The sequence below is a fragment of the Bradyrhizobium elkanii USDA 76 genome, from assembly GCF_023278185.1.
Classification (GTDB): Bacteria; Pseudomonadota; Alphaproteobacteria; order Rhizobiales; family Xanthobacteraceae; genus Bradyrhizobium; species Bradyrhizobium elkanii.
This window is the reverse complement of record NZ_CP066357.1, coordinates 108,593-133,078: the sequence shown is the minus strand read 5'-3', so window position 1 is coordinate 133,078 and position 24,486 is coordinate 108,593. Positions and strand designations below refer to the sequence as shown.

Here is a 24,486-nt window from a genome sequence, read left to right as displayed (position 1 = left end):
AGACCGAATACAGAAGCAGATCATCGGGATTTTGAAGGAGCACGAGGCCGGCGTTTCGGTCGTCGATCTGTGCCGCAAGTATGGCGTCAGCGACGCCAGCATCTACAAATGGAAGGCCAAGTTCGGCGGGATGGATGTCTCCGAGGCCAAGCGGCTGAGGACGCTGGAGGACGAGAACACGAAGCTGAAGCGGCTCCTGGCCGACGCCATGCTGGACAACGCGGCGCTGAAAGACCTCCTGGGAAAGAAGTGGTGACGCCCGCCGGGAAACGGAAAGCTGTCGTCCATCTGCGAGAGGCATTCGGGATGAGCGAACGGCGGGCGTGTAAAGCCATCGGCTGCTGCCGCATGACGATGAGATACCGGACGACCCGGGCTGACGATGCCAGCATTCGCCAGCGCATGAAGGCGATTGCCCATGAACGCCGCCGCTTCGGCTATCGGCGGCTGCATGTTCTGCTCAAGCGGGAGGGCTATCTGATCAACCACAAGAGACTCTTCCGGCTCTATCGGGAAGAGAAGCTGACGGTACGCCGCCGTGGCGGCCGCAAGCGAGCGATCGGGACCAGGGCGCCGATGCTGGTTCCGATAACGCCGAACGACAGGTGGTCGCTCGACTTTGTGTCGGATCAGCTGACCTGCGGCCGCCGCTTCCGCATCCTGACCGTCATCGATGATTGTGCCCGCGAGTGCCTGGCCCTGGTGGCCGACACCTCGCTCTCCGGCATCCGCGTGGCGCGGGAACTGGACCGGCTGACGATCGAGCGCGGCAAGCCGAAGATGGTGGTCAGCGACAACGGCAGCGAACTCACCAGCAACGCGATTCTGACATGGGCGGATCACAGCGGCGTCGAATGGCACTACATCGCGCCGGGCAAACCTATGCAGAACGCCTTCATCGAGAGCTTCAATGGGCGCTTGAGGGACGAACTCCTGAACGAGACGTTGTTCACGTCTCTGGCCAGGTTCGCATGGCTCTCGGATGCTGGCGGGCCGATTACAACGACACACGCCCACACTCGCAGCTCGGATGGAAAACCCCGTCCGAGTTCGCCATGACCTATCACCCGCGCCGGGATCTGGCGCTGCGCTATGCTGAGGGCTCCGCGCCAGCTCCCGTCGCTACCACCGCCCAAATGGGCAAATCCAACGACCGGGGCGAACTCAGGAATGGATAAAATTTGGGGGCAAGGTCAATCGTGATCTTAGTGACTGACGGCGCCTTTTCATCAGAAGTGACGACCGTGACCAATTCGTGTTTGCAGTCCCAGCAGTGTCAAAGATGCTGGACTTCGTGCGCATTGACCCGTTCATGCCCACTCGCGGTGGCTAGCACACAGCGAGGGCATTTTTTCGCGATGTCGCAGTGAGATTGGCGCCATGTCTATAAACCCTTAGGTGGTTTCTAGAAATTATCTAAGCGATGGTCCGCTAGTTGGGAGACGAGCAGCGCCAGGATTATCCGGGTGTCCGCTCCGGAGCAACATTCCGAATTCAAGCTTTATGGCCGAATTCTCCTGCTGGTCGAGACGATATTTATCTCGCACCCAACTGAAGCAGCGCGGGCGCTGCCAGAGAAGTTAGCGGCGGTGACCCGGCGCTGGCGGTGTCCGCAAGCGCTATCCATACCACGCGCGCCGGCAACTCCAACGGCTAGCCAACGCCTCAGCTTGCGACACTGACCTGCCCGCAGGACAGCCCCGGGCTTGCCGCCGGATTGTATCCTCCGAAAGACCCGCGGCGCACCTACCAGGATTGGTTGGTCACCATGCCGCCCGCGTCTGGACCCTCACCGCGCTGGGAAGGCGGGCGCAGATGGGTGGTTAGCCCTGAAAGGAGACGAGGCACACGTTGGCGCTGGACGCAATCCACGGTGCGTCGACAGAGTGCGAGACATGGCGACCGTATCCTCAACGCTCCGATGATCTCGTCATGGACAATGAATCAGGCTCGCGGGTCCGTGGCGAGCGCGTTTTTCAACAGCCTGCTGGGTCGAAACTCCCTTGCATCGCCCGAAAACTGACCTTGACTCTGTAAGATGTTGAGGCCGCGCAAAGGTTGCTTTCTAAGCTCGGCAACACCTACTCGTCAGCTCGCCGTCAGCTTGCCCGATCATCATTCGCAGCAGGGCCTAAGCGGCCCTAACTCACTGCGACGAAACGTACGGCAAGGGAAGGCCAAACGCCATGTACAACCGAATCAGTGATTCATCCACAGGTGCTAGCCAACCTTACGAACCGAGCCAGTCGGTAAACAGCGACAGCTTTAAGGAAAAGCTTGCCGATCTCGCGCTGCAGATGGACCTGCCGCACGGGGATCTGCCCGATGAAATGGGGTGCTGCGCCAGTAAGCCATATGCCTCGGATCCAGCCACCCCCAGCGCATCCTCTCCAGCGAGGCCGAGCACCTCCCTTTTCCAATACCGCACGGCCGAATTGCCGCAGGCGAATGCAGATAACATCTGCGTTGGGCTGACCGCAGGGTGGCTCAGCAATCTCCCGAACAGCCCGAGATCCCGAATGAATGCGCTAGTGCCCGGATCGGACGGGCACCACTCAGCGGCTCGGCTCCAGGAGCAGTATGAGGAGCTCTTGAAATCGTCGCGAAACGAGGGAGCGGAAAGTTCTGACGCCAATTTTAAGGCAAAAGCCACCGTGTTGAAGGACGGCGCGGGCTTGGAGGCATCCAAGAAAGGGAACACATACACGTTCGGCGATCCTACGAGCTTCTCGAGCATGCTGCACAAAATCACCGATGATGGATCGAAGTATCTGCTCAGCTTGGGTTTCGCCGAACGTGCAAGGCACTCGGTTGCGACATCGGCGTCGAACGGAAGCACGACGCTCTTCGATCCTAACTATGGAGAATTTACCGTTCCATCAGGCGAGATGGGTGCATTGTTCGAAAGTCTTGCCAATCGTTACAGGAACCCTAATGGGCTGCATTTGTCGACAATCACCACACAAAAGATACGATGACGCCGGGCGAGCCTGATGCGGGCTTGCCGTTCGGTCCGTAGGCGAACAGGATCGGAATTCTGGACAGCAAGACTTGAGGCCCGCTTCTAGGATACGGCCGGGGTTGTTTCAGCGAGCTCGATCGTCATGTCATGCGCTCCGGCAGCGGATGGCGGCGCCTTGATAGCCCCAGATCGGGCAGACTATGGTGCAGCCGGCGCGGTTCGGCTCAGTGATGACTCGCGTCGCCCCAGATCAGCACGTTTCTGTCTGCCTCGTCGTTCGAGCGCGGGATAGGCACGCGTAATGGCCGTCGCGGCTTTCGCGGTCGGCATCCGAGCAATTTCATTCAGTTAGCAGACCGGCTCACTTTCGACGTGTGCCAATATGCGAGAATAGAAGGTGAGAGCGATTGTCGTTGCGGCCGCGTCGCTGGCGGCATCGTCCCGCATTCGCTGAGAGCAGGCGATTGATGGACCATGTTTCCGCGGCCCGCCTGCCGAGTAGCATCCATGATTTGCCCTCATCTGCGCTTTAACTTCGAACGACGACGAGGCAGCAACTCCTCGGATGGTCTAGGTGGTGTGCACACTTATCGCCGCCATAGGATGGTGGCCGCGAGAGCGACAACGGCGCGGTAATTTCGAGCGGTCTTTTCAAAGCGGGTGGCGACGCGGCGGAACTGCTTGAGTTTGGAGCAGCAGCATTCGACGGTAAGCGGCAAGCTGAGGCCGTTCAGGCGGCGTGGTTCCATGGCATAAGCGCGTCGATTTTGCTGCTCGGCCAGCCGTTGGCAATGCGCTGAAGCGTTAGGCTAAGCCAGGCGAACGGATCGACGTTGTTCATTTTCGCTGTCTGCAGCAGTGTCGCGATGGTTGCCCAGGTTCGTCCGCCGCCGTCGCTGCCAGCGAAGAGGCTGTTCTTTCTCGTAATTGTTTGCGGTCTGATGGCGCGTTCGACGATGTTGGAGTCGAGCTCGATGCGACCATCGGTCAGGAATCGTTCGAAGATGGCACGGCGCGAGACGGCATAGCGGATCGCCTCAGCCAGTTTTGATTTGCCGGAGATCCGACGCAAGGTCTGCTGCCAGAGATCGAAGAGATCTGCGACGATCGCCGCGGAGGCTTGCTGGCGCGCGGCAACGCGAGTGTCGGGGCTTTGACCGCGCATCGTTTTCTCGATCTGCCAGAGCTTCGCCATCCGCTCGACCGTCGCCGTTGCCACTTCTGAGCTCCCTGCAACATGCAGCTCGTAGAACTTGCGTCTGCAGTGTGACCAGCAGCCAGCCAATGTGATGCAATCATTGCCGCGATCGGATCGCGCGAGCTTGTTATAGGCGGCATAGCCATCCACCTGCAGGATTCCGCGATAACCATTGAGATGGCGGACCGCGCATTCACCGGAGCGGCTGTCTTCGAAGCGATAAGCCACCATCGGGGGACCGTTGCGGCCAAACGTTCGATCATCCCTGGCATAGGCCCATAAATGGGCCGTCTTTGTCGATCCGGAGCCCGGAGCGAGCGTCGGCAAAGTGGTTTCGTCGGCAAAGACCCGTTCGGCCTTCTTGACCTCGCTGAAGACGTAGTCGGCCACGATCTCCAGCTCGAAGCCGAGCTTGCCCATCCATTGCGCCATCAACTGGCGGTCGAGTTCGACCTTGTCGCGGGCGTAGATAGCCTCCTGCCGGTAGAGCGGCAGGCCATCGGCATATTTGGCGACGGCGATCTGGGCCAGAAGCGCTTCCGTCGGAATGCCTGCTTCAATGATGTGGGCCGAGGCCGGCGCCTGGATCACGCCGTCCGCGTTCTTGAACGCGTACTTGGGACGGCGCGTGACGATCACACGGAACTTCGCCGGCACCATATCCAGGCGCTCCGACACGTCCTCGCCGATCAGCACTTTCTGCTTGCCGGCATGCTCAGCCAGCTCTTCCGGCTCAATGACAGTTTCGATCCGTTCCAGATGGGACGCAAAGCCCTTGCGCCGACGCGGTGCACGCTTGCCATCCGCCTGCGCACGCCCCTTGCGGACCTGGGCCTTGATGGCGGCGATGCCGGTCTCGATCTCCTCGAAGACGAAGGCCTGCTGTTCATCATCGCCGTTCGCCGAGCCGAGCTTTTCCGATCGTCGGCCGAACCGGGCGCGGTCGAAGGCCTTCAGGATCTGCGTCAGCCGCTCAATGCGCGCATCCGCGTCGGCGTTGCGCGCCTTCAGATCGGCGACTTCGCTCTCCAGGGCATCGGCGCGGGCCGCTTTCTCGGCCATGGCAAGTACCATGGCCTTCAGCGTCTCTATGTCATTCGGGAGGCTGAGATCGGGCGGCGGCGTCATTGACCCGACCAGAGCACATTTTGCTCCGTTTCTCTTGCCCTTTCAGCTCATTGATTCACTTCGCCGCAGCGCTTTTACCCAACAATCTCCGGCGGCTTGACCGCCGCGGTCCGGACCCGCTTCCAGTCCATCCCATCGACCGAGGGGATTGAGGAATGTCCCCAATAGTGAGTCTGACGAATCATTTCCGGAGGTGATCGAAGTTCGGGACCCCCACCATCCATTGTACGGCCGCTCATTTCGAGTGATCAGGAAGATCGGCCAGCGAGGCCGAGGCATTCCCGCTTCGTATGAAGTTGAGTTTCGCACGGGAAGCAGCCTCCTAATTCAGGCAACCGCAATCGAATATTATGGACAAGAAGCAAATCAGATTAAGCTGAGTATGGAGGCTCTACTCGAGCTTCTATCGACAGCGGATTGTTCCGAGGCACATGAGCATGGATCCAGCCGATCTTTGGTCGACGCTGACGCCCGCGCTCCGACGCCAGATCGTCGAAGACGTCGCCGCGATTTTGGCGGAGATCCCTCATGAAGTCCGAGTTGGTCACACCAAGCCACTTGGCGCGCAAAGCCGTAGTCTACATCCGGCAGTCGACGCCCCACCAGGTCGTAAGCAATCAGGAGGGCCTGCGCCTTCAATACGCGCTTCGCAAGCGCGCCCGCGAACTCGGATGGCGTGAAGCGGCCATCGACGTGATTGACGCCGATCTCGGGTTGAGCGGCGCGTCTACAGCGCATCGTAACGGCTTCAAAGAAGTCGTTGGCCGTCTTGGCCTGAGTGAAGTGGGGCTCGATCCTGTCGATCGACGCGACTCGCTTGGCGCGTAATTGTACCGACTGGTATCCGCTCCTGGATATCTGTGGTCTGCGTGGCTGTCTGATCGCCGACCGCGATGGTGTCTATGATCCGGGCACTCCCAACGGACGGTTGCTTCTCGGGCTGAAAGGTTCGATCTCCGAGCTTGAGCTACATACGATCCGCAGCCGGCTGACCGCCGGCCTGCTGGCTAAAGCCGAACGCGGCGAACTTGCGGTTATGCTGCCAATCGGGCTGATGCGGGACCCGAGCGGCGTGGTCGTTAAGGATCCCGACATAGCCGTGCAAGGGCGGCTCGGTCTCGTCTTCCAGCTGTTCCTGCAATTGCGCAGCGTTGCCAAGGTGATGCGGGCGTTGAACGAGCGTGACCTCGAACTGCCACGTCGTGATCGGCATGGCGATTTGTGTTGGACCCGCGCGACGCTGGCTGCGGTGGCGGCCGTCTTGAAGAACCCCGCATATGCGGGCGCCTTCGTCTATGGACGAACCCGCTTCCAGCCGCCGAAGCGGGAGGGCGCCCTGCCGCAAAAGGCTCCGCGGCCGATTGAGGAGTGGCGGATCGTCGTCAAAGATCGATATCCCGCCTATATCGACTGGCCAATTCATGAAAAATCCGAGCCGTCATCAGAGATAACCGAGCCGAATACATGCGCATCAAAACCCGAGGCGCGCCTCGCGATGGCGAGCTTCTGCTCCACGGCATCGCCTGGTGCGCACGATGTGGCCATAAGATGTACGTCCGCTACAAGGGGGGCGGCGAATATGTATGCAATCACCCGCGTACCCAGGAAGGCCAGCCAACCTGCCAACACATCCGGGCCGACCGTTGTGTTTCGGCATGGAATAAGGACCCCGCGTATTGCCGCATCTGCGAATGTTACCCTGATGGCGCCGTTGCAGCGGTCGATGCGATGTCGACTGATTGGCCGCGCCAGGTTGCTTTCCAAGCTTGCTCGGTGGGAGGGGCTGTGGGCGGGTCGGGCCCTACATAGCCCGAGCCGTCCACAACCCCGGACAATGGGGCAGCGGTGGTGGCGTCGCCGAGCGACTCCTCCGCGACCAACTGCTCGGCAGCCCTCCGTCTAAGCGCCCTCAGCAGACGCTGCACGATCGAATGCTGTCTCGTCCCGAACTCCTCGGGGTGTTTCTCGCTCAGCCGGCCGACGATGGCGAGTGCAGTCAGCTGCGGCTGCTCTGCGAGCCAGGCTTCGATCGCAGCAAGATGCGGGTCGAGCTTGGACGGCATGCGAACCCTGGTCTTATAGGGCCGACGGCTTCGCCGGTGCGTGGCACGCGGCTCGCCGGCCGTCACCGTCTTGCCGAGCGTCTTCGCAAACGTCGCCGCGGTCGCCGGCGCGGTGCTCGTGCAAGCGCGTTGCAGGCAGCGCGCCTGTCCGGCACGACGATCGACGCGATTGCCGAGTTCGTCCTGGGTTGCGCGAATCTCGGCCAACAGCGCGACCGGATCGAGCGAGCGATACTGATCGCGTAGCCGCCGCTTTACAGCCGCGGTCACCTTGGGATGGGCCAGCGCGCGCTGATAGGGCGTCAACGGAGCATGATAACGCTTGATCACTTTAGCCCCTTCGCGACGCTTCTCCTTCAGCTTGAACGACGGCTGGAAGAAGTTGACGTAGAGCCGTGCCGCAGCATAAAGGCGGCCCATCATACGCGCCGTCTCGACGCCATCGAAGCGGCCATAGCCCATGAGGCGGCGGACGACGGCACCATTCTTCTGCTCGACGAACGCCTGATCGTTCTTCTTATAGGCACGCGAGCGCGTCACCTCGAGCTTCTGTTGGCGGCACCCTGGCACGACGACATCGTTCATGAAGGCGCTGTCGTTGTCGAAGTCCACGCCGCGCAAGAGCCAGGGGAACAGGCTCTGTGCGCGGTTGATCGCCTCGGCAACCAGCGAGCCATCCCGCGTCAGCAACGGCAGGCACTCCGTCCAGCCCGTGGCGATATCGACCATCGTCAGGGTCTGGATGAACGAGCCAGCCACCGACGTGCCGCCATGGGCGACCATGTCGACCTCGCAGAAGCCCGGCGGCGGGCTGTTCCAGTCATTGAAGGTGCGGATCGGGACCTCGCGCCGGATTGCCGAATGGAACCCGGCACGGCGCCGCCTGCCGCCGCTCGCCGCGATCTTCACATCGACGAGCAGGCGATCGATGGTGGCGGCGCTGATAGCCAGAACACGGTCACGGTCCGACTGGCCAAGCTGCAATCGGCCATGTCGCTCAAGGGCAGGCAGCAAGGTCGGGATCATCACCTTGAGCCGCTTGCCGCACACCCGATCCGACGCCTCCCACAGCGCAGTCAGCGCGTCCTTGATCGTCGCGCCATATCTGCGTCTTCGCTTTCTTGTTGCCTCGACCTCGCCCGGTCCAACCGCCTCGCGTCGCCTGAGCGCGCGCACCGCATGCTTGCGATGCCAGCCAGTCGTCGCGCACAGCTCGTCGAGGATCCGTCCCTTCTCCGCTCGTTTGGCCGATCGGTAACGCTCCGTTACCACCGACACCACCTCGCGCCGCGCGCCCATGCTGATCTTTCCCGCCATAGACGCCACCGAACCAATTCGATGGCACCGACCCAATCATCGGCGAGAAGTTGTCCAGTAACATTCTGGGTGAGGCAATGCGCCCCGTTTTCGGGGTGATCGGCATCCAATCGGGACCCCGGGATAAGGGTCCACAGTGGCTTCCATCGAGTCATGGAAGCCGAGGTTGGGATGCTGGTGGTGGAGACGATTGGTAAGATCCGTCGCGCCTACTTTGTTGATGGTCGTCCGATCAAGGCGATCTGCCGAGAACTTGGCGTATCGCGGAAGGTGGTTCGCAAGGTCATTCGTTCTCAAGCGACGGAGTTCCGGTATGAGCGCGAGACACAGCCGCTCCCGAAGATGGGTCCCTGGAGTGCCGAGCTTGACCGGTTGCTGGCAGGGAATGAGAGTAAGGCGGCGCGGGAACGGCTGACGCTGATCCGGCTATTCGAAGAGCTTCGCGGCCTCGGTTATGCCGGCGGCTATGATGCGGTTCGTCGATACGCACGACGGTGGAGCAAGGAACGCGGCACCTCGACAGCGTCGGCGTATGTGCCGCTGAGCTTTGCCCCAGGCGAAGCCTACCAGTTCGACTGGAGCCACGAGGTCGTCCTGCTGAGCGGCACCACGGTGATGGTGAAGGCTGCGCATGTTCGGCTCTGTCACAGCCGCATGCTGTTCGTGCGGGCCTATCCGCGAGAGACGCAGGAGATGGTGTTCGACGCCCACGACCGGGCGTTCGCCCTGTTCAAGGGCACCTGCAGCCGCGGCATCTACGACAACATGAAGACCGCGGTGGAGACGATCTTTGTCGGTAAAGGCCGTCTCTACAATCGCCGCTTCCTGCAGATGTGCAGCCACTATCTGGTCGATCCGGTCGCCTGTACGCCAGCGTCGGGCTGGGAGAAGGGTCAGGTCGAGAACCAGGTCGGGCTGGTCCGGGAACGCTTCTTCACGCCGCGGCTGCGGTTCAAAACCCTCGACGAGTTAAACGCCTGGCTGCTCGACAAATGCATCGCCTACGCCAAGGCTCATCGCCATCCGGAGCTGACCGATCAGACGATCTGGGACGTGTTCGAAGCCGAACGCCCCAAACTCGTTCCCTATGCCGGCCGCTTCGACGGCTTCCATGCGGTGACGGCATCGGTCTCGAAGACCTGCCTGGTGCGCTTCGACAACAACAAGTACTCGGTCGCAGCCAGCGCAGTCGGACGACCGGTCGAGGTTCAAGCCTATGCCGATCGCATCGTGATCCGTCAGGATGGACGTATCGTTGCCGAGCACCCGCGATCATTCGGTCGCGGCGAGACGGTCTACGACCCTTGGCACTATGTGCCCGTGCTGGTGCGCAAGCCCGGTGCCTTGCGTAATGGCGCTCCCTTCAAGGACTGGGTGCTGCCCGCAGCGATTGAGCGTGTACGGCGCAAACTCGCCGGTGCCGACGATGGCAATCGACAGATGGTCGACATCCTCAATGCGGTGCTGACAGACGGATTGCCCGCGGTGGAAGCCGCCTGCGCCGAGGCGGTCGCTCATGGCGTTCATTCCGCCGATGTCGTTCTCAATATCCTGGCCCGTCAACGTGAACCCGCCCCACCGGCCAACATCATGACGCCGGCCGCACTGACGCTCCGTCATGCACCGATCGCCGATTGTGCCCGCTACGACAACCTCCGGAGGACCATCTGATGGAACGAACCCAAATCTTCGACCTCATGGGCGAACTCAAGCTCTACGGCATGAAGGCTGCCTTCGACGAGATCATGGCAACTGCCGTTAAGCGCCAGCACGAACCTCAGCGCATTGTCGGCGACCTGCTCAACGCCGAGATCAACGAGAAGCAAGCCAGGTCGATCAAATACCAGCTCACCATTGCCAAGCTGCCGCTCGCCAAGGACATCGCCGACTTCCAGTTCGACGGCACGCCGATCAATCAGACTCTCGTCAATGATCTCGCTGACGGCGGCTTCATCGCCCAACAACGCAACGTCGTGCTGGTTGGCGGCACCGGTACAGGCAAAACACACCTGCCATTGCCGTCGCCAGAAGTTGCATCCGCAATGGCGCTAGAGGACGCTTCTACAACGTCGTCGACCTCGTCAACCGGCTCGAGACCGAAACCCGCAACGGTCGGCAGGGACGGCTCGCCGAGCATCTGACCCGCATGGACTTCATCGTCCTCGACGAGCTGGGCTATCTGCCGTTCGCGCAATCCGGCGGTCAGCTCTTGTTCCATCTCATCAGTCGGCTCTACGAGCGCACCTCAGTCATTGTCACCACAAATCTTGCGTTCGGCGAATGGCCGAGCGTGTTCGGCGATGCCAAAATGACCACCGCGCTACTCGACCGATTGACCCATCACTGCGACATCGTCGAGACCGGCAACGACAGCTGGCGATTCAAAAGCCGCGACGATGTTCAAACAACCCGCGCTCGCGCCGTCTCCGCAACCCCGACCAGCTCCGACGACCCGAGCGCTACCAGCAGAGCACGCCGATCAAAGGGGTCCCTTTTGGAGGCCGATAGGGGGTCCCAGTCAAACGCCGATTGACAGCTGCTCGACGACATGCACGCGTGGCTGCAGCTCGAGCGAGAAACCCTCTCGCGATCCTCCGAGGTCCTGAAGCCCATGAATTACATGCTCAGGCGCTGGGCCGACTTCGCCCGATTCCTCGACGATGGCAGGATCTGCCTCAGCAATAACGCCGCTGAAAGAGCGTTGCGCGGCATTGCCTTGGGAAGGCGCAACTGGACCTTCGCCGGCAGCCTGCGCGGCGCTGACCGCGCCGCCATCATGCTGACGATGATCACGACCTGTCGCCTGAACGACGTCGATCCCAAGGCCTGGCTAGCCGACGTCCTAGCCCGTATCGCCGATCTTCCTGCATCGCGTCTGCACGAACTGCTGCCCTGGGAATGGAAGCTTCTGCGCCAAGTGGGCAACCCCGACGATCAGCAAGCCGGCTGATCCTTCACCCAACGCTGTCATACAGCTCGCCACGCCCGCGCGCATGCGTCTATCAGGCGGCCTTCGTCGTCTTACGATTACCCACATTTTTGAGTCAGAGTTTTGCTCCCGTTGCGATATCGATAAAGCGCGATAATCCGCGCCACATGATCAGATTCCCTGGTGGCGGATCGTTGGCGCGGGCGAGATAGCCGCCGAGCCTGGCGATCTTGATGAGATAATGCGACAATGTCTTTCGTTGTGTGCTGGCTGGATTCTTGTCTTTGACGAGCTGATCAAGCAATTGGATTTCAGCTTTGGTCAGCGCAAATTCCGGTGAGGCATTTGGCGCTGAACGATTAAGCATCGTCATCCAAAAAATGCGCCAGCTCACAATGCAAAATACCGAGATCAGATTCGTCAATCGCTGAGCAGTCCGCAGTTGCGAGTCCTCTGCCCGACAGCCGGATTTCAGTATCTTGTGGAAGACCTCGATCTTCCATCGCAGAGAATACCATTCGAGTTTCTCGATCGCATCCCCGCGCGATTGCACCGGAAGATCGGTCAGGAGTTTCCATTCAATCTTCTTTCTGTTCTTTGGCGCTCCTCTTTCATCAGCGTGGATCACTGTCAAAGTCAAGGCTGGATACCGCGACTGCTTGCCTGTCGGTGGCAGAATACGGATTTTACGATACCGGATTTCTAGAACAGCCTGGTCTGGATTGCCCTTGCTATCCCGGACTTCGATCCGGTGGAGACCTTTGGCCTCGTCCATTATCGTTGCAACGGTATGATCGCCATCGCCTGCCAGGCGATTGACACAGGTCCTTACCAAGAAATGCGTTCCAACCTCTTGGGCGGCGCAAAACAATTCATAAATATCGGCCTCACGATCACCGATATGGATGCACTGCGATGGCTTGTCGAAAAGCTCCGTGGATTGCTTGAGGTTCTCCAGCCACCGAATGCTCTCCTTGGTTTCAATGGGGATCCGTGTCAGGTTGACCTCGCGCCTGAGTGCCGCGACCCCTCTGAATTTCTTTCTGGTCCAAAATTTCACGGCGCTGAGCCCGAGCGGAAGGCCCTCGAGGGTCACCGCAAGGCTCGAATGCATCAATATTCCGCATGTCGTGTACGTTTGGGGTTTTCCGTCCAATCTTCGAGAGTTGCTCTTGGGGATGCGCTTAATCATCCCGATCAGATCCGGGCGCTCCCTTTGATAGGTGAATTCGGTCGTATCATGCAGGACAAGAAAAGGCCCTTTCGCAGCCGCGATACGTTCCCGCGTCGATTTAAAATGACGAGATAGGATATCGGCCTCGCTTACTCGTTCATTGGAGAAGAAACGATAGGCCGCCTTAGTATTCGCCCAGTCTTGGCAAACCATCGGAATGCTCTGTCCGATGTCTCCACCAATCTGCTTTAGCAGCATGCGAAATCTCTCGCCAAGTCGAGCGTCCTGGAATTCGCACAGCGCAGCTTCACGGTCAAACCAGGTCACCGCGTCAGACGCCAACCGATGCGCCTTCTCATCCCGGGCGCGTGAAGTCAGTCCCATAGAGCACCAATCAGGTGCCCATCAAAGAATCACAAGCGATTCTGGCGACTCAAGTTTTTCGGCTCACTGCACCTCAAAAAATGTGGGTAATCGTAAGCTTCGTCGTATGCGTACAATTTGTCTCATGGGTGCTGACGAGGAACAGCTGCTCAGTTCAGCAAATTGAGCGGCATGAAGTACCTCTGCAGCCCGTCTATATTGGGTCGCGTCAGTAAGGTAACTAACAGCTAAGAACCTATCAGTCTCATCTGGCATCGGTCGCGCTTAAACGCTTAGCGTGATAGCAACATGGCTACAGGTCGCCTCGCGGTGTCATCGCAGCGGAGGCAATTCACATCCGGCACAGTGCGCAATCGGGACCTGTGTTCATGCCCGGAGGGGGCAGACACGGATGACGCCTAAATTCAGGTGCGCCGACTTGTTGCAAGCTGCTGGCCTCACTGGAACATACAAGGCTCTCTTGTTTCAGTGGCTTGAAGACAGGTAGCACCAAATAGGTACCTACAATGAGACCGATGAGCGTTTCGAATCGTCAGACAAAAGACGTAATAAGCCCGGAGCCTAATAAGGAGCGCAAAAGAGAAAAAGTAAAGGGATGAAGCTGGTCTTTGTTGAAGCTCTGGACAGTCGAGTATCAAGCATCGGATTCGGCTCCGCTTCGCTTGGTTCGCGCATTGGTGTTCGCAAGGGGCTCAAGACGCTCGAACGCGCATACGAGGCCGGAATAACCTGGTACGATGTAGCGCCTTCGTATGGCGACGGGACGGCTGAATCGATCTGTGGCGAATTTGTATCCAGGAAGCGTGATAGCATCTACGTCTGCACAAAGGTCGGCATGCGCCCGACGAATACGTCCGCCGCCATGCGAGTGCTCATGCCGTTGGCACGAGCCGCCATTACGACATTTCCTGCGCTCCAAAGGTACGTCTACGGAATGCGGCCCGCGCCATTCAAGGTGCCGCTGTCCGGGGAGCTGATAACTACAAGCGTCGAGGAGAGCCTGAGGCGTCTTCGCACGGACTATGTCGATGTCCTTGCCCTGCATCGACCAACCGCCGAAGAAGTCGTTCGCGAGGATATCGTCCGGGCGGTGGAACGCGTGATCCGGGATGGGAAGGCTCGTGCCGTCTCGATCGCGGGAGATATCGAGGCAGGAATGAGAGGTCTCGATGAATCGTTACCCTATCGGCTTGTGCAGATCGCTAACGGCCTGTTCATGCCGAACCTCGAGAAATTGAAGGAGCGCGCGCTCCCGGGCAGAACGTTTGTAACGTACGGGACATTCTCGTCCCTCAATCGACTGGTCGCAAGAATAAATGCGCAGGAGGAAATCTCGAGGGCGCTTCACGACCTCGGGTACCGTGGCAATCCCGCTGAAGTCGCTGCCACATTTGTTGTGGACTACGCGTTCGCAACAAATTCAGCCGGAATCACGCTGTTTTCGATGCTTCACAAGGAGCACCTCGATTTCAATCTGTCGCGACTAGGGAATCATCTGACACGCGAGCAGCTCGATCCCGTCGTTGCCGCCCTCCTGGAGGGAGTGCCGAGGGCCGATCCAATGCCGCACTCGCCGCTTTCTCAAAAGAAAGGAGGATCCCATCACGTTTCGCGAGAATAGGGGATTTCGAGTCATGTGGATCATCATCAACGCTCTTTATGAAGAGTACTGCCAGGCAGTTTTGGACGAGATGCCGCGGGTCGATGCGGTGAAGTAGACGGCTGTCTAACGCCTTTTGGCCCACCGATGGTGGTCATCCGGAATCGGGAGGGTGACATGACGGCATTGGCTACTCGTATTATTGCCAAGGCGTCGGTCGAGGCGATTGCTGAGATTGAGACGCTCGTATCGCTCGCGCTGTTCTGCTTCGGCGGCCTGCTCGTGTCGGTGAGCATCACCGGCTCGCAAGGCGATCTTTCAGCCGAAGACACGCTCATCATGCAAACGAATGATGTTTACCCGATACCATTCAATTAACCTTTCGTGCCACCTCACGTATTCTTGGTACGGAGCAATGCATGGCGACACGCGGTGCAGAGCTGGATGCTCAGATGCCTTTGAAGGTGTTGGAAGACTCTGACGCTGGGATAGTCCGTTTCACACCTCGGTCAGGCGAGAGTGTTGTCAAAGGCATCGAGTGGAAGACGGTACCGGAACGGCTTCTGGATGATGGCGGCCCAAAGACTGCCTTCGAGGCGCTGCCGCTCGAATTTTCCAGCGTGCCAACGATCGAACATCTGGGCCGCATCGTTGAGCGTTATGCTGACAAGATCTGCATTGACGACGGAAAGCAGCAGCTCACATTTGGACAACTTCATGCGGCGGTGGTTAAGTTAGCCAAAGTCCTCTCGGCGCATGTACCTCCGGGGCAAGCGGTTGGCTTGCTGATGCCGAACTGCATCTGGGGTCCCGTTGCGATGCTCGCCTGCATGGCGGCGATGCGACCGTGCATTCCGCTCAACTATCGCGATCCGAACGGCCGGAACCTGGAATTCTCGACAGACGCAGCCCTTGCGACCCTAGTCGGCTGCGGGCCGAATGCGGCGGCAGAGTTCGCGCATATGCGCTGGATCGATATCACAGACGTCCCGGATCCGGGGAATGACTCCGCCGTCCCGCCACTTCCAGGCTCTGTCGATGACCCGGCCCTGATACTCTACACATCCGGAAGCACGGGCCGTCCGAAAGGTATCGTAAATAGCCAGCGCGCGCTTCTCCAGCGCGTATTGCAGTATGTGAACTCCGCTCATATAGCCGCGGACGATGTCTTCTTCCCGTTAAGCGGACCTGCCACGATCGCGGGCTGCAGGGAGATGCTGACTTCGCTGTTAATCGGCGCAAAGCTATTTGTTGTGGACATCGAAACCATTGGTCTTGGCGGCACGCGCCGAGCGATCGCATCGGAACGCGCGACGGTCATCTATTCCGTTCCGACGCTGCTCCGCGCGATGATCTCTGCAGGACAACGCGACGAATTCCAGTCGGTGCGAATTCTCAGGATTGGCGGCGAGAAGGTCCTGACGGCCGACATTGAGTTCTTTCGCCAGGCGATGCCGTCCGACTGCTATGTTCAGATCGGCTATTCCTCCACGGAGACCACCGGCTCTCAGTGGTTCCCCCCGGCCCGATTTGCCGACGCGGCCGTCACGGCGCCGGCAGGCTACCTGCTGCCGGGGATTTGTTATGCTGTAGTCGACGGCGATGGCGCTTCTGTCCCGCAAGGCGAGTGCGGCGAGCTTGTGATATCCAGCCCCTTCGTATCGCTTGGGCGATGGGAAAAGGGTTCGTTGGTTCCGTCTCGCATCGATCCCAATGACCATACACGCCGAATACATGCCACGGGTGATCTCGTCTTTCTTGATGATCAAGGAGTTATGCATGTCGTCGGTCGCAAAGACCGGCAGATCAAGATCAACGGAAGACGCCTTGAGCCTGCCGAGCTGGAGGTTGCGGTCCGTAAGATCCGTGGCGTCGCCGACGCGGTCGCCCTCGTCTCGGCGGCGGGCGCATTAGTGGTCTTCATCGCTCTTGACGCCGACTCCGGCATTGAATTTCCAGGCGCGATTTGGCAGTTCATCCGCAACGCCGTCCCGGCCTCGCTTCACCCCAAGCGGCTGCACCAAGTCGCGAACATCCCGCGCCTCGGAAGCGGAAAGGCTGATGCGGTCAGCTTGCTTGCCCGCGATGCGGCGCTTGCGGAGAGTCCTCCTGTCTTGCCGGCACCTCATTCAGCCGATGACTCGCGTCATGCGAAATTGGCCGTTGAGCAGATCTGGAGAAGGGTCCTCAACACACGGAACGCGGCGGGCCGATGGGATGAAGCGGGAGGCGATTCCCTCAGCCTTCTCCGTTTTGTGATGGAGTTGGAAGGTCTGGTCGGCAGGCAGCTTGATCTTAAGGCGTTCACCATAGACGCCGATGCCGACCGCATGGCTGCGGCAGTGACAGACGCGCTCGGGCAGAACACGGATCCCGATCTTCTCCAAGCAACCCGGCCACCGCTGTTTCTCGTGCCCGGTTCAATCGGATATGGTCCCAGCCTGAGCGCCTTCGGCGCTACATTTAGCGGGATTGCTCACGTCAACACGATCAGATATCCGGATCTCGGTGCGATGATCGCCGGGCAATCAACGATTGCGGACATGGCAGCGTACGCCATGGATCAGATCCGCCAAATCCAGCCCAGCGGCGACGTCAGACTCGTGAGCTATTCGCTTGGCGGCGCGGTTGCTTTCGAGATCGCCAGGCAATCGATAGCCGAGGGCAGGACGGTCGCGTTCTTTGGGGTATTGGACACCAATTTGGGAAGTGAGCGAGGCGGTTTTGGAGAAGCGATCAGCAGACTCGTTCAACGGATCTGGGATCACAGGGTCACCGTCTATAGAGTGGCGTGCCGTTCTCTTTCCAAGGCAATCATACGCCCGGGTCGGGGGCAGCTACTCGCGCGCGTTCTCGAGCGCAAGATATGGAAATATTTCCCGGCCACCCGCTTCATGCTTAAACTTGAAGGCGAGGAAGTTCTGCGCATGCGAGCCTTCCGAAACTGGACCAAGCAAGCTCATCATCAACTGCCGATTGCCGGGACAGTGTTTTCCTGCAGACGCCCGCGCCTCTCTCCCCGGCTCGGTTGGGATCGGCTGGTCGAGCAGCTCGAAGTCATTCCCATCAGCGGTGAACATCTGAACCTAATGATCGAGCCACACTTATCGATCAATCAACCGCTGATCGAGCGAGCTCTGATCGCGACCTACTGAAAACCTGCGGTCGGCGAATCGTACTCATGAAAGGGACAAATCTTTCGGCGATGCTGATTATGAGGGTTATTTCAGTTGAATGACGACGCGGGCGAGCTGGTCCTACGTGATCTGTTCTTGCAAATAAAGAGAGGAGGAAGTTTCGATGGCAGTCACAGAAGAGCTCATTGATCGCCTGGCTATCAGGGATCTTCTTGAAAACTGGACCGTGTGGCGCGACGCGGCCGATTGGGAGCGATTGAGCACGGTCTGGCATGAGGGGGGACGAATGATAACCACCTGGTTCCAAGGCACCGGTGACGAATTCATCAAGGTGAGCCGAGAACGATTCAATGGCGGCGTTCGCATCCTGCATTTTTTGGGAGGCAGCTCCATTGATATCGCAGGTGATCGCGCAATTGCGCAGACAAGAATGAGAATTAGCCAACGCGCCAAAGTGGAAAGCGTAGTTTGTGATGTCGTCTGCACGGGACGCTTTTACGATTTTCTTGAAAAGCGAGCGGAACGTTGGGGCTTTGTTCTACGCCAGCCGATTTATGAAAAAGATCGTATTGACCCCGTTGATCCGACGGCGACGTTAAAGCTCGATTGGACGCGATTGATGAGCTTCCCCGAGGGATATCGCCACCTTGCCTACCTGCAGGTAGGCATCGGTTATTCGGTCAAGGCCGACATGCCGGGCCTGACGGGGCCGGAAGTCGATGCGCTTTATATTAAAGGCGCTCATTGGCTGAAGGGCGAATCAATCGAAGTGATCGACGCCGAGACGCCGCGCCTCGCGGCTTAGCCGCTAGCGCAGCTGCCATCCTTCCGGGGTGCTCATGCAATCGGGTTGTCTACCAACCTTTGCCTTCGAGAGTGATCTTTGGGTCGGAGACGGTGAACCAATTCGGCGAAGAAGCAGTCGCGTTAGCTATGGGTGATCTGGACATGTTGCCACTCGATGCCTCGCAACTAGCTCCCGGGAGTATTGTCGCCGACGTAATCACGCATGAGACGAAACTGCTAATATGTGTTGTGGGATGACGATGACCACGCCTTGCATCATTACGGTCGCCATCACCGGCTCACTCCCGCAGAAGTCCGACAACCCGGCGGTGCCCATAACCGTTAGCGAGCAGATCGAGTCGACGCAGGCGGCTTTCGAGGCCGGCGCCACCTTGGTCCACGCGCATATGCGCAAGGACGATGGTTCACCCACATCCGACCCCGAGCGCTTTCGAAGGCTGGTCGAGGGCCTGCGTAAGCACTGTCCCGGCATGGTCATCCAGCTCTCGACGGGTGGCCGCTCCGGCGCCGGGCGCGAGCGTGGTGGCATGATCCCGCTCAAGCCTGATATGTGCTCGCTTTCCACCGGCTCGTGCAACTTCCCGACACGGGTCTACGAGAATAGCCCTGACTTGGTGGAGTGGCTCGCATCCGAGATGCGCACGTATGGTGTGAAGCCCGAGATCGAGGCATTTGATCTGTCGATGATCTTCAAGGCCGTCGAGATGCAAAAAGTCGACAAAATAAGAGGTTCGCTGCACGTTCAGTTTGTGATGGGCGTGAAGAACGCCATGCCGGTCGATCGCGAAGTATTCGACTTCTACATTGCCACGCTGAAGCGCCTCGCCCCGGACGCGACCTGGACGGGCGCTGGCATTGGGCGCGACCAGATCACGCTCAATCGCTGGTCGCTTGAGCTGGGCGGCCACTGTCGCACGGGTCTTGAAGACAATGTGTGTCCGTCGGCAGATGATTTGAGACTGATCAGGCGTTTCGAGAAGGGAGGCTCTGGCTCATCAGGGGTTAGAGTTTAAGCGGCCTGCAGTTGATGCTGCAAGCGGCGGTTTGCGATGGTTGTACGCTTGATGCGTTCACGCTCGGCGAGGATTATCTCCCCCCTGCCGAAGTAGACGTCAGCCGGCGTGAGGTTGTTCAGGCTCTCGTGATAGCGGACGTTGTTATAGTGCTCGACGAAGGCTTCGATCTGCCGTTCGAGATCGCCGGGCAGGTAGTAGTTCTCGAGTAGAATGCGGTTCTTCAGAGTCTGGTGCCAGCGTTCGATCTTTCCCTGAGTTTGAGGATGATACGGCGCCCCGCGCACATGCTCGATGCCCTTAACCTCAAGCCACTTGGCCAGATCGCCGGCAACGTAAGACGAGCCATTGTCTGAGAGAAGCCTTGGCCGGTGCATGCGCGTTTCGCGTGATCGTGAGCGCGGATTTCAGGGGATCGTGAGCAGAGATTTCAGACGATCGTGAGCAACGATTTCGCGGGATCGTGAGCAAGGCTTTCGGAGCCTTGCAGCGCTTCGGCCGACAACTCAACCGGCTTAGGGATGACCTCGTGGTTAACGAGGAAGTCCAATGCCTACCCAGAGATTGTCGATGCGCCGGATCAAGGAAGTCCTTCGGTTAAAACATTTTCAAGGCCTGCCAGAGCGGGCCATCGCGCGGAGCGTGGGCGTCAGCAACGGCGTTGTGCACAGCTACCTGAGCCGCGCCCGCTCTGCTGGGTTGAGCTGGCCGCTTCCGGAGGGAATGACCGATGAAGACCTGGAGCTTTTGCTTTTCCCGGCCCCACGACCAGCGTCTCAGAGCCCGCAGCGGCCGGTGCCCGACTGGAGCTACATCGATAAAGAGCTCCGCCGGCGCAACGTAACCCGTCGCCTGCTCTGGGAGGAGTATCGCGCCGTTAATCCCGACGGTTTCGGGTACACGTGGTTCTGCACTACCTACGAGGCCTGGAAGGGGCGGGTCCGACCTTCGATGCGGCAGATTCATCTGGGCGGCGAGAAGGTGTTCGTGGATTTCGCCGGCGACACCATCGACATCGTCGATCCCCTGACCGGGGAAGTGCAGCCGATGAAGCTGTTCGTCGCGGCGATGGGCGCTTCGAACTACACCTACGCCGAGGCCTGCCCCAGCGAGAGCTTGGCCGACTGGATCCGGGCCCACGTCAACTTGTTCACGTTTTTGAGCGGAACGCCGACGTTCGTGGTCTGCGACAACCTCAAAGCCGCCGTCAGCAACCCCGACCGCTACGATCCCGGCCTCAATCGCACTTATGCCGAGATGGCGAGCCATTACGGCACGGCCATTCTCGCCGCACGGCCGCGGCGCCCAAAAGACAAGGCGAAGGTCGAGGTCGCGGTGCAAATCGCCCAGCGCTGGATTCTGGCCCGGCTGCGCAATCAGCGCTTCTTTTCCCGGGCCGAGCTCAACGCCGCCATCAAGACACTCGTCGACGAACTCAATGCTCGTCAAATGCGTGGCTTCGGCTCAAGCCGCGCCGAACTGTTTGCCGAACTCGACAAACCCAAGCTAACCCCGCTGCCAGATCAGCCTTATGCCTTCGCACGCTGGAAGCGCTGCCGCCTCGCTCCCGATTATCATGTCGAGGTCGACGGCCATTGGTACTCCGCGCCGTATCGTCTGATTGGCGAGCTGGTCGATGCCCGTATCGACGATCGGACGGTCGAGATCTTCCACAAGGGCCAGCGGATCGCCAGCCATGCCCGCGCGCCCAACCGACGCGGACACACCACCGTCGCCGACCACATGCCCAGCGCCCATCGCCGCTACGGCAAATGGACCCCCGCCGCGGTGATCGCCGCCGGCGAGCGGATCGGTCCTTCGACAGCAGCGTTTTTCCAGGCCGTGATCGACGCCCGGCCCCATCCAGAACAAGGCTTTCGAACCTGCCTTGGCATTCTGGCGCTCGTCAAAAGCTACGGCGCCGAACGCCTCGACGCAGCCTGCCGGAGGGGCATCCTCATCAAGGCGCGCTCCGTCGCCTCGATTAGATCGATCCTCCAGAACGGCCTCGATCGCACGTTCTTCGACGAATCTTTCGAGCACCAGCCCCTGCGCCACGGCAACATCCGCGGACGCGACTACTTCCACTGAAGCAAGGAGAGACCCGGCATGCTTAACCACCCAACCCACGAACGGCTGATCGAGCTTGGCCTGACCGGAATGGCCAAGGCCTTCGAGGAGCAGCGCCGATCGCCCGATCTCGAAGCCCTGCCGTTCGAAGATCGCATCGGCCTGTTGGTCGACCGCGAAGCCGCCGAACGCGACACCAGGCGGCTCACCACGCGCCTCAAGATCGCCGCACTGCGCCAGACTGCTTGCGTCGAGGACGTCGATCTGCGCACCCCGCGGGGCATCGACCGCGCCGTTTTCGCCAAACTCGTCGAAGGTCGCTGGATCGATCGCCACGAGAATTTGCTCGTCACCGGGGCAACCGGCCTGGGCAAAAGTTGGTTAGCCTGCGCGCTCGGCCACAAGGCCTGCCGCGACAACCGATCAGTCCTCTATCATCGCGTTCCAAGGCTGTTCGAGGCGCTCGCGCGCGGAGACGGACGTTACGCCCGGCTCCTCAAAAGCCTCGGCCGCGCTCAGCTTCTGATTTTGGATTTATGTGCAGCACGCAGTGATGTGGAGCGATCTAGATTCTCCCCGCTATTAACAGCCGCTTCGACCGTCCCTACTCAACATAACTGACGACGGTAGCGTGGTTCTCTCTCGTTCATCCGAAGGAGGCAACCATGCTCGAACACTTATTCCGGAAGGTTCACGCGGGTTACACGGCATCGCCCAATGGCACTTTGTTGGAAGATTTCGCTACTTGGCTCATCTCGGCTGGCTACGCCCGATCTACGGCCTGCCACCACGTACGAGGCCTAAAGGAAGCTCTCGACCGGATGTGTTCAGCGCGGCTTGATTGCGATACCGGCGTTTCAGGACGGTTCTTGTCGCAAGCATTTGCCCCCGCGTCATTGCAAGGCACCCGACGCGCCGTTGAACGTTTTCTCATCGCGAGGCGGCTGTTCGTCAAAGAAGCAGTACCCGAGCCGTTCTCAGCACTTCTTGGTCGCTACAGACGGTATCTATCGGAGGTGCGTGGCCTTACCGGCGCGACCCTGGAACAGCACATCGCAACAGTGAAGAGCTTGCTCGCGTACGCTTTGCCAGCTGGCGCCCCGCTGCATGCGTTGTCAGCTGCCACAGTCGATCGGTTCGTAATGACCAAAGCGCGGCGCATTAAGCGACAAACCCTACAGCACGTTGTCGCTCGCCTCCGCGCCTTTCTTAGGTTTTGCTTCGACCACGGCGAGATTCGGCAACGGCTCGACGCAATTGACGCGCCGCGCGCCTACCGAGGTGAACGACCGCCTCGAGCTCTGGCTTGGCCGCTTGTAAAGCGGCTGCTGCGCTCCATCGACCGATCGGAGCGGCTTGGCTGGCGAGACTATGCGATCCTCCATTTGATGGCGCATTACGGCCTGCGGCCCTCCGAGATCATCGCACTGACGCTTGGCTCAATCGATTGGGATAGCCGCACGCTCCGCGTCAAGCAGTGCAAGACCAGATCAGATCTGGCGCTTCCTCTAGCCGAACAAACCATACGCATCCTCAGGCGCTATCTGCGCCGCGGCCGGCCCGGCGGGGCGCACCGCGAACTTTTCCTCCGCGCAAGCCCCCCGGTCGGTCCCCTCACGCACTACGCCATAGGCGATCTCTACCAGAAGCGCGCACGTCAGAGCGGTCTGCCGCTGCAGGATACATCCTCCTACTGCCTGCGCCATTCGTTTGCGATGCGTCTGCTCGATCGTGGTGTCGGCGTCAAGGTGATCGGTGATCTGCTCGGCCATCGAACTCTGGAGAGCACCTGTGTCTATCTCCGGCTGCAGACCGGGGCCCTGCGAGAGGTCGCGCTTCCTCTGCCAACGGCGACCATCGGCATCGAGGAGGACGCGGCATGAGCGCGACCTTATCGGCGATCCCGTTCAACCAAGTGGTGGACCGTTATTTGCAGAGGCAACGTTCACTCGGGCGCGGCTATGTTCATGAGGAGCGCGTAATCGACGCTCTGCGTCAATTTCTGGAGAAGAACACCTGTACTGACCTCGACCAAGCGCTCTTCGAGGGATGGTGCGTGTCACAAGGTCATCTTTCTGCAAACACGAGGCGCAATCGCCAGCGTATCGTGCGCAACTTTTGTCTCTATCGTCAGCGTACCGAGCCAAGTTGCTTCGTTCCGGATATCAATCGCTTCCCACGTCGGAGCCCCCATGCACCGCCGGTCATCTTTGGGGCGGCCGAAGTCGCCAGGATGTTGGCCATAGCCGATCATTTGGCTCCGACGTCAAGTTCGCCGCTGCGGCCAGCGGTGATGCGACTTGCCGTGGTCCTGCTCTACACCGCGGGGCTCCGTAGGGGCGAGCTGCTGCGTCTCACCTTGGCCGACGTCGATGCCCGCCATGGCATTTTGCACATTCGTGCGTCGAAGTTCCACAAGTCGCGGATCGTCCCGTTGTCGCCGGATGCCTGTCGGGAGCTGAGGTTGTACCTCAGGAAGCGGTTGCGATCACCTCTGAGCCATTCGGCGGATTCACCCTTGCTTTGCAATACCAAGGGGTGCGTGCGCGGCTACACAGGTACCGGCCTGCGGGAAGGAGTCCAAACGCTATTCAGAGCTGGCCCCGGTTGTTTGGACAGCGCCCCGCTGGATTTAAGTGGATTCCTGCCGGGTTATGCTGAACGCGGGGCTTTACGATTTTGTCGTTGCGTCGGGAGGGCGTAG

General features: G+C 59.8%; 14 protein-coding genes and 8 pseudogenes. 17 read left to right on the top strand and 5 right to left on the bottom strand.

What is annotated here, in order from left to right; all coding sequences use genetic code 11:
- Nucleotides 1-7 precede the first annotated feature (7 nt).
- Nucleotides 8-1,178: pseudogene (locus JEY66_RS43665) on the top strand (IS3 family transposase).
- Nucleotides 1,179-2,186: 1,008 nt separating this feature from the next.
- Nucleotides 2,187-2,978, top strand: coding sequence for a YopT-type cysteine protease domain-containing protein (locus tag JEY66_RS43660; RefSeq protein ID WP_026193388.1), 792 nt, complete (start codon nucleotides 2,187-2,189; stop codon nucleotides 2,976-2,978).
- 571 nt (nucleotides 2,979-3,549) lie between these two features.
- Here JEY66_RS43660 and JEY66_RS43655 read toward each other — a convergent pair.
- Both JEY66_RS43655 and tnpC read right to left on the bottom strand, forming a co-directional pair.
- A pseudogene (locus JEY66_RS43655) lies at nucleotides 3,550-3,669 on the bottom strand (IS5/IS1182 family transposase); the annotation flags it as partial.
- A 23-nt stretch (nucleotides 3,670-3,692) separates the two neighbouring features.
- Nucleotides 3,693-5,288: an IS66 family transposase gene (gene tnpC / locus JEY66_RS43650; RefSeq protein ID WP_209911844.1), complete on the bottom strand. Its 1,596-nt coding sequence runs from the start codon at nucleotides 5,286-5,288 to the stop codon at nucleotides 3,693-3,695.
- A 528-nt stretch (nucleotides 5,289-5,816) separates the two neighbouring features.
- On the opposite strand from tnpC, the gene JEY66_RS45250 reads away from it, so the two are divergent.
- From JEY66_RS45250 to JEY66_RS43640, 3 genes and pseudogenes are all read left to right on the top strand, one after another.
- Entirely contained in the window at nucleotides 5,817-6,116 is a 300-nt protein-coding gene (locus JEY66_RS45250) for a recombinase family protein (protein WP_026193387.1), read from the top strand.
- Nucleotides 6,067-6,654 (top strand): annotated as a pseudogene (locus JEY66_RS43645) (recombinase family protein); the annotation flags it as partial. The gene JEY66_RS45250 and the pseudogene JEY66_RS43645, both read left to right, overlap by 50 nt.
- Nucleotides 6,655-6,752: 98 nt before the next feature.
- Nucleotides 6,753-7,097, top strand: a complete 345-nt coding sequence (locus JEY66_RS43640; RefSeq protein WP_157183492.1) for a recombinase zinc ribbon domain-containing protein — start codon at nucleotides 6,753-6,755, stop codon at nucleotides 7,095-7,097.
- On the opposite strand, the gene JEY66_RS43635 is transcribed toward JEY66_RS43640, so the two are convergent.
- On the bottom strand, nucleotides 6,983-8,668 hold the full coding sequence (locus JEY66_RS43635; RefSeq protein WP_018273729.1) for an integrase catalytic domain-containing protein: 1,686 nt from the start codon (nucleotides 8,666-8,668) through the stop codon (nucleotides 6,983-6,985). The two genes, JEY66_RS43640 and JEY66_RS43635, sit on opposite strands and share 115 nt — an antisense overlap.
- 171 nt (nucleotides 8,669-8,839) lie before the next feature.
- Between JEY66_RS43635 and istA (JEY66_RS43630) the strand changes: the two are divergent.
- From istA (JEY66_RS43630) to JEY66_RS43620, 3 pseudogenes are all read left to right on the top strand, one after another.
- Nucleotides 8,840-10,430: pseudogene (istA, locus tag JEY66_RS43630) on the top strand (IS21 family transposase).
- A pseudogene (istB, locus tag JEY66_RS43625) lies at nucleotides 10,339-11,060 on the top strand (IS21-like element helper ATPase IstB); the annotation flags it as partial. The pseudogenes istA (JEY66_RS43630) and istB, both read left to right, overlap by 92 nt.
- Before the next feature lie 144 nt (nucleotides 11,061-11,204).
- Nucleotides 11,205-11,618: pseudogene (locus JEY66_RS43620) on the top strand (IS66 family transposase); the annotation flags it as partial.
- 94 nt (nucleotides 11,619-11,712) lie between these two features.
- Here JEY66_RS43620 and JEY66_RS43615 read toward each other — a convergent pair.
- Entirely contained in the window at nucleotides 11,713-13,155 is a 1,443-nt protein-coding gene (locus JEY66_RS43615; protein ID WP_018273693.1) for an IS4 family transposase, read from the bottom strand.
- Nucleotides 13,156-13,750: 595 nt separating this feature from the next.
- Between JEY66_RS43615 and JEY66_RS43610 the strand changes: the two genes are divergently transcribed.
- The 5 genes from JEY66_RS43610 (at nucleotide 13,751) to JEY66_RS43590 (ending at nucleotide 19,712) form a co-directional block, all read left to right on the top strand.
- On the top strand, nucleotides 13,751-14,776 hold the full coding sequence (locus JEY66_RS43610; RefSeq protein ID WP_018273692.1) for an aldo/keto reductase: 1,026 nt from the start codon (nucleotides 13,751-13,753) through the stop codon (nucleotides 14,774-14,776).
- A 156-nt stretch (nucleotides 14,777-14,932) separates the two neighbouring features.
- Complete coding sequence (locus JEY66_RS43605; protein WP_141382175.1) at nucleotides 14,933-15,133, top strand: hypothetical protein; 201 nt, start codon at nucleotides 14,933-14,935, stop codon at nucleotides 15,131-15,133.
- A 41-nt stretch (nucleotides 15,134-15,174) separates the two neighbouring features.
- Entirely contained in the window at nucleotides 15,175-17,910 is a 2,736-nt protein-coding gene (locus JEY66_RS43600; RefSeq protein WP_018273690.1) for a non-ribosomal peptide synthetase, read from the top strand.
- Nucleotides 17,911-18,055: 145 nt separating this feature from the next.
- Complete coding sequence (locus JEY66_RS43595) at nucleotides 18,056-18,697, top strand: nuclear transport factor 2 family protein (protein WP_018273689.1); 642 nt, start codon at nucleotides 18,056-18,058, stop codon at nucleotides 18,695-18,697.
- A 241-nt stretch (nucleotides 18,698-18,938) separates the two neighbouring features.
- Entirely contained in the window at nucleotides 18,939-19,712 is a 774-nt protein-coding gene (locus tag JEY66_RS43590; RefSeq protein WP_080650491.1) for a 3-oxoadipate:acetyl-CoA acetyltransferase, read from the top strand.
- Here JEY66_RS43590 and JEY66_RS43585 read toward each other — a convergent pair.
- Nucleotides 19,709-20,089: pseudogene (locus tag JEY66_RS43585) on the bottom strand (integrase core domain-containing protein); the annotation flags it as partial. The gene JEY66_RS43590 and the pseudogene JEY66_RS43585 sit on opposite strands and share 4 nt — an antisense overlap.
- Nucleotides 20,090-20,261: 172 nt before the next feature.
- Between JEY66_RS43585 and istA (JEY66_RS43580) the strand changes: the two are divergent.
- The 4 genes and pseudogenes from istA (JEY66_RS43580) to JEY66_RS43565 all read left to right on the top strand — a co-directional run bounded on the left by istA (JEY66_RS43580) (nucleotide 20,262) and on the right by JEY66_RS43565 (nucleotide 24,486).
- Complete coding sequence (gene istA, locus JEY66_RS43580) at nucleotides 20,262-21,803, top strand: IS21-like element ISFK1 family transposase (protein ID WP_209911842.1); 1,542 nt, start codon at nucleotides 20,262-20,264, stop codon at nucleotides 21,801-21,803.
- Between the two features lie 18 nt (nucleotides 21,804-21,821).
- Nucleotides 21,822-22,397, top strand: a pseudogene (locus JEY66_RS43575) (ATP-binding protein); the annotation flags it as partial.
- A gap of 254 nt (nucleotides 22,398-22,651) precedes the next feature.
- On the top strand, nucleotides 22,652-23,665 hold the full coding sequence (locus tag JEY66_RS43570) for a tyrosine-type recombinase/integrase (protein ID WP_198390667.1): 1,014 nt from the start codon (nucleotides 22,652-22,654) through the stop codon (nucleotides 23,663-23,665).
- The gene (locus JEY66_RS43565; RefSeq protein WP_080650455.1) at nucleotides 23,662-24,486 is read left to right on the top strand and encodes a site-specific integrase; all 825 of its coding nucleotides are present in this window, start codon (nucleotides 23,662-23,664) and stop codon (nucleotides 24,484-24,486) included. Before JEY66_RS43570 ends, JEY66_RS43565 begins: the two co-directional genes overlap by 4 nt.

Excerpts from the sequence above, each read along its gene's own strand:
- JEY66_RS43660 (WP_026193388.1), top strand. The coding sequence starts at position 2,187 with ATGTACAACCGAATCAGTGATTCATCCACAGGTGCTAGCCAACCTTAC.
- tnpC (WP_209911844.1), bottom strand. The coding sequence starts at position 5,288 with ATGACGCCGCCGCCCGATCTCAGCCTCCCGAATGACATAGAGACGCTG.
- JEY66_RS45250 (WP_026193387.1), top strand. The coding sequence starts at position 5,817 with ATGAAGTCCGAGTTGGTCACACCAAGCCACTTGGCGCGCAAAGCCGTA.
- JEY66_RS43640 (WP_157183492.1), top strand. The coding sequence starts at position 6,753 with ATGCGCATCAAAACCCGAGGCGCGCCTCGCGATGGCGAGCTTCTGCTC.
- JEY66_RS43635 (WP_018273729.1), bottom strand. The coding sequence starts at position 8,668 with ATGGCGGGAAAGATCAGCATGGGCGCGCGGCGCGAGGTGGTGTCGGTG.
- JEY66_RS43615 (WP_018273693.1), bottom strand. The coding sequence starts at position 13,155 with ATGGGACTGACTTCACGCGCCCGGGATGAGAAGGCGCATCGGTTGGCG.
- JEY66_RS43610 (WP_018273692.1), top strand. The coding sequence starts at position 13,751 with ATGAAGCTGGTCTTTGTTGAAGCTCTGGACAGTCGAGTATCAAGCATC.
- JEY66_RS43605 (WP_141382175.1), top strand. The coding sequence starts at position 14,933 with ATGACGGCATTGGCTACTCGTATTATTGCCAAGGCGTCGGTCGAGGCG.
- JEY66_RS43600 (WP_018273690.1), top strand. The coding sequence starts at position 15,175 with ATGGCGACACGCGGTGCAGAGCTGGATGCTCAGATGCCTTTGAAGGTG.
- JEY66_RS43595 (WP_018273689.1), top strand. The coding sequence starts at position 18,056 with ATGGCAGTCACAGAAGAGCTCATTGATCGCCTGGCTATCAGGGATCTT.
- JEY66_RS43590 (WP_080650491.1), top strand. The coding sequence starts at position 18,939 with ATGACCACGCCTTGCATCATTACGGTCGCCATCACCGGCTCACTCCCG.
- istA (WP_209911842.1), top strand. The coding sequence starts at position 20,262 with ATGCCTACCCAGAGATTGTCGATGCGCCGGATCAAGGAAGTCCTTCGG.
- JEY66_RS43565 (WP_080650455.1), top strand. The coding sequence starts at position 23,662 with ATGAGCGCGACCTTATCGGCGATCCCGTTCAACCAAGTGGTGGACCGT.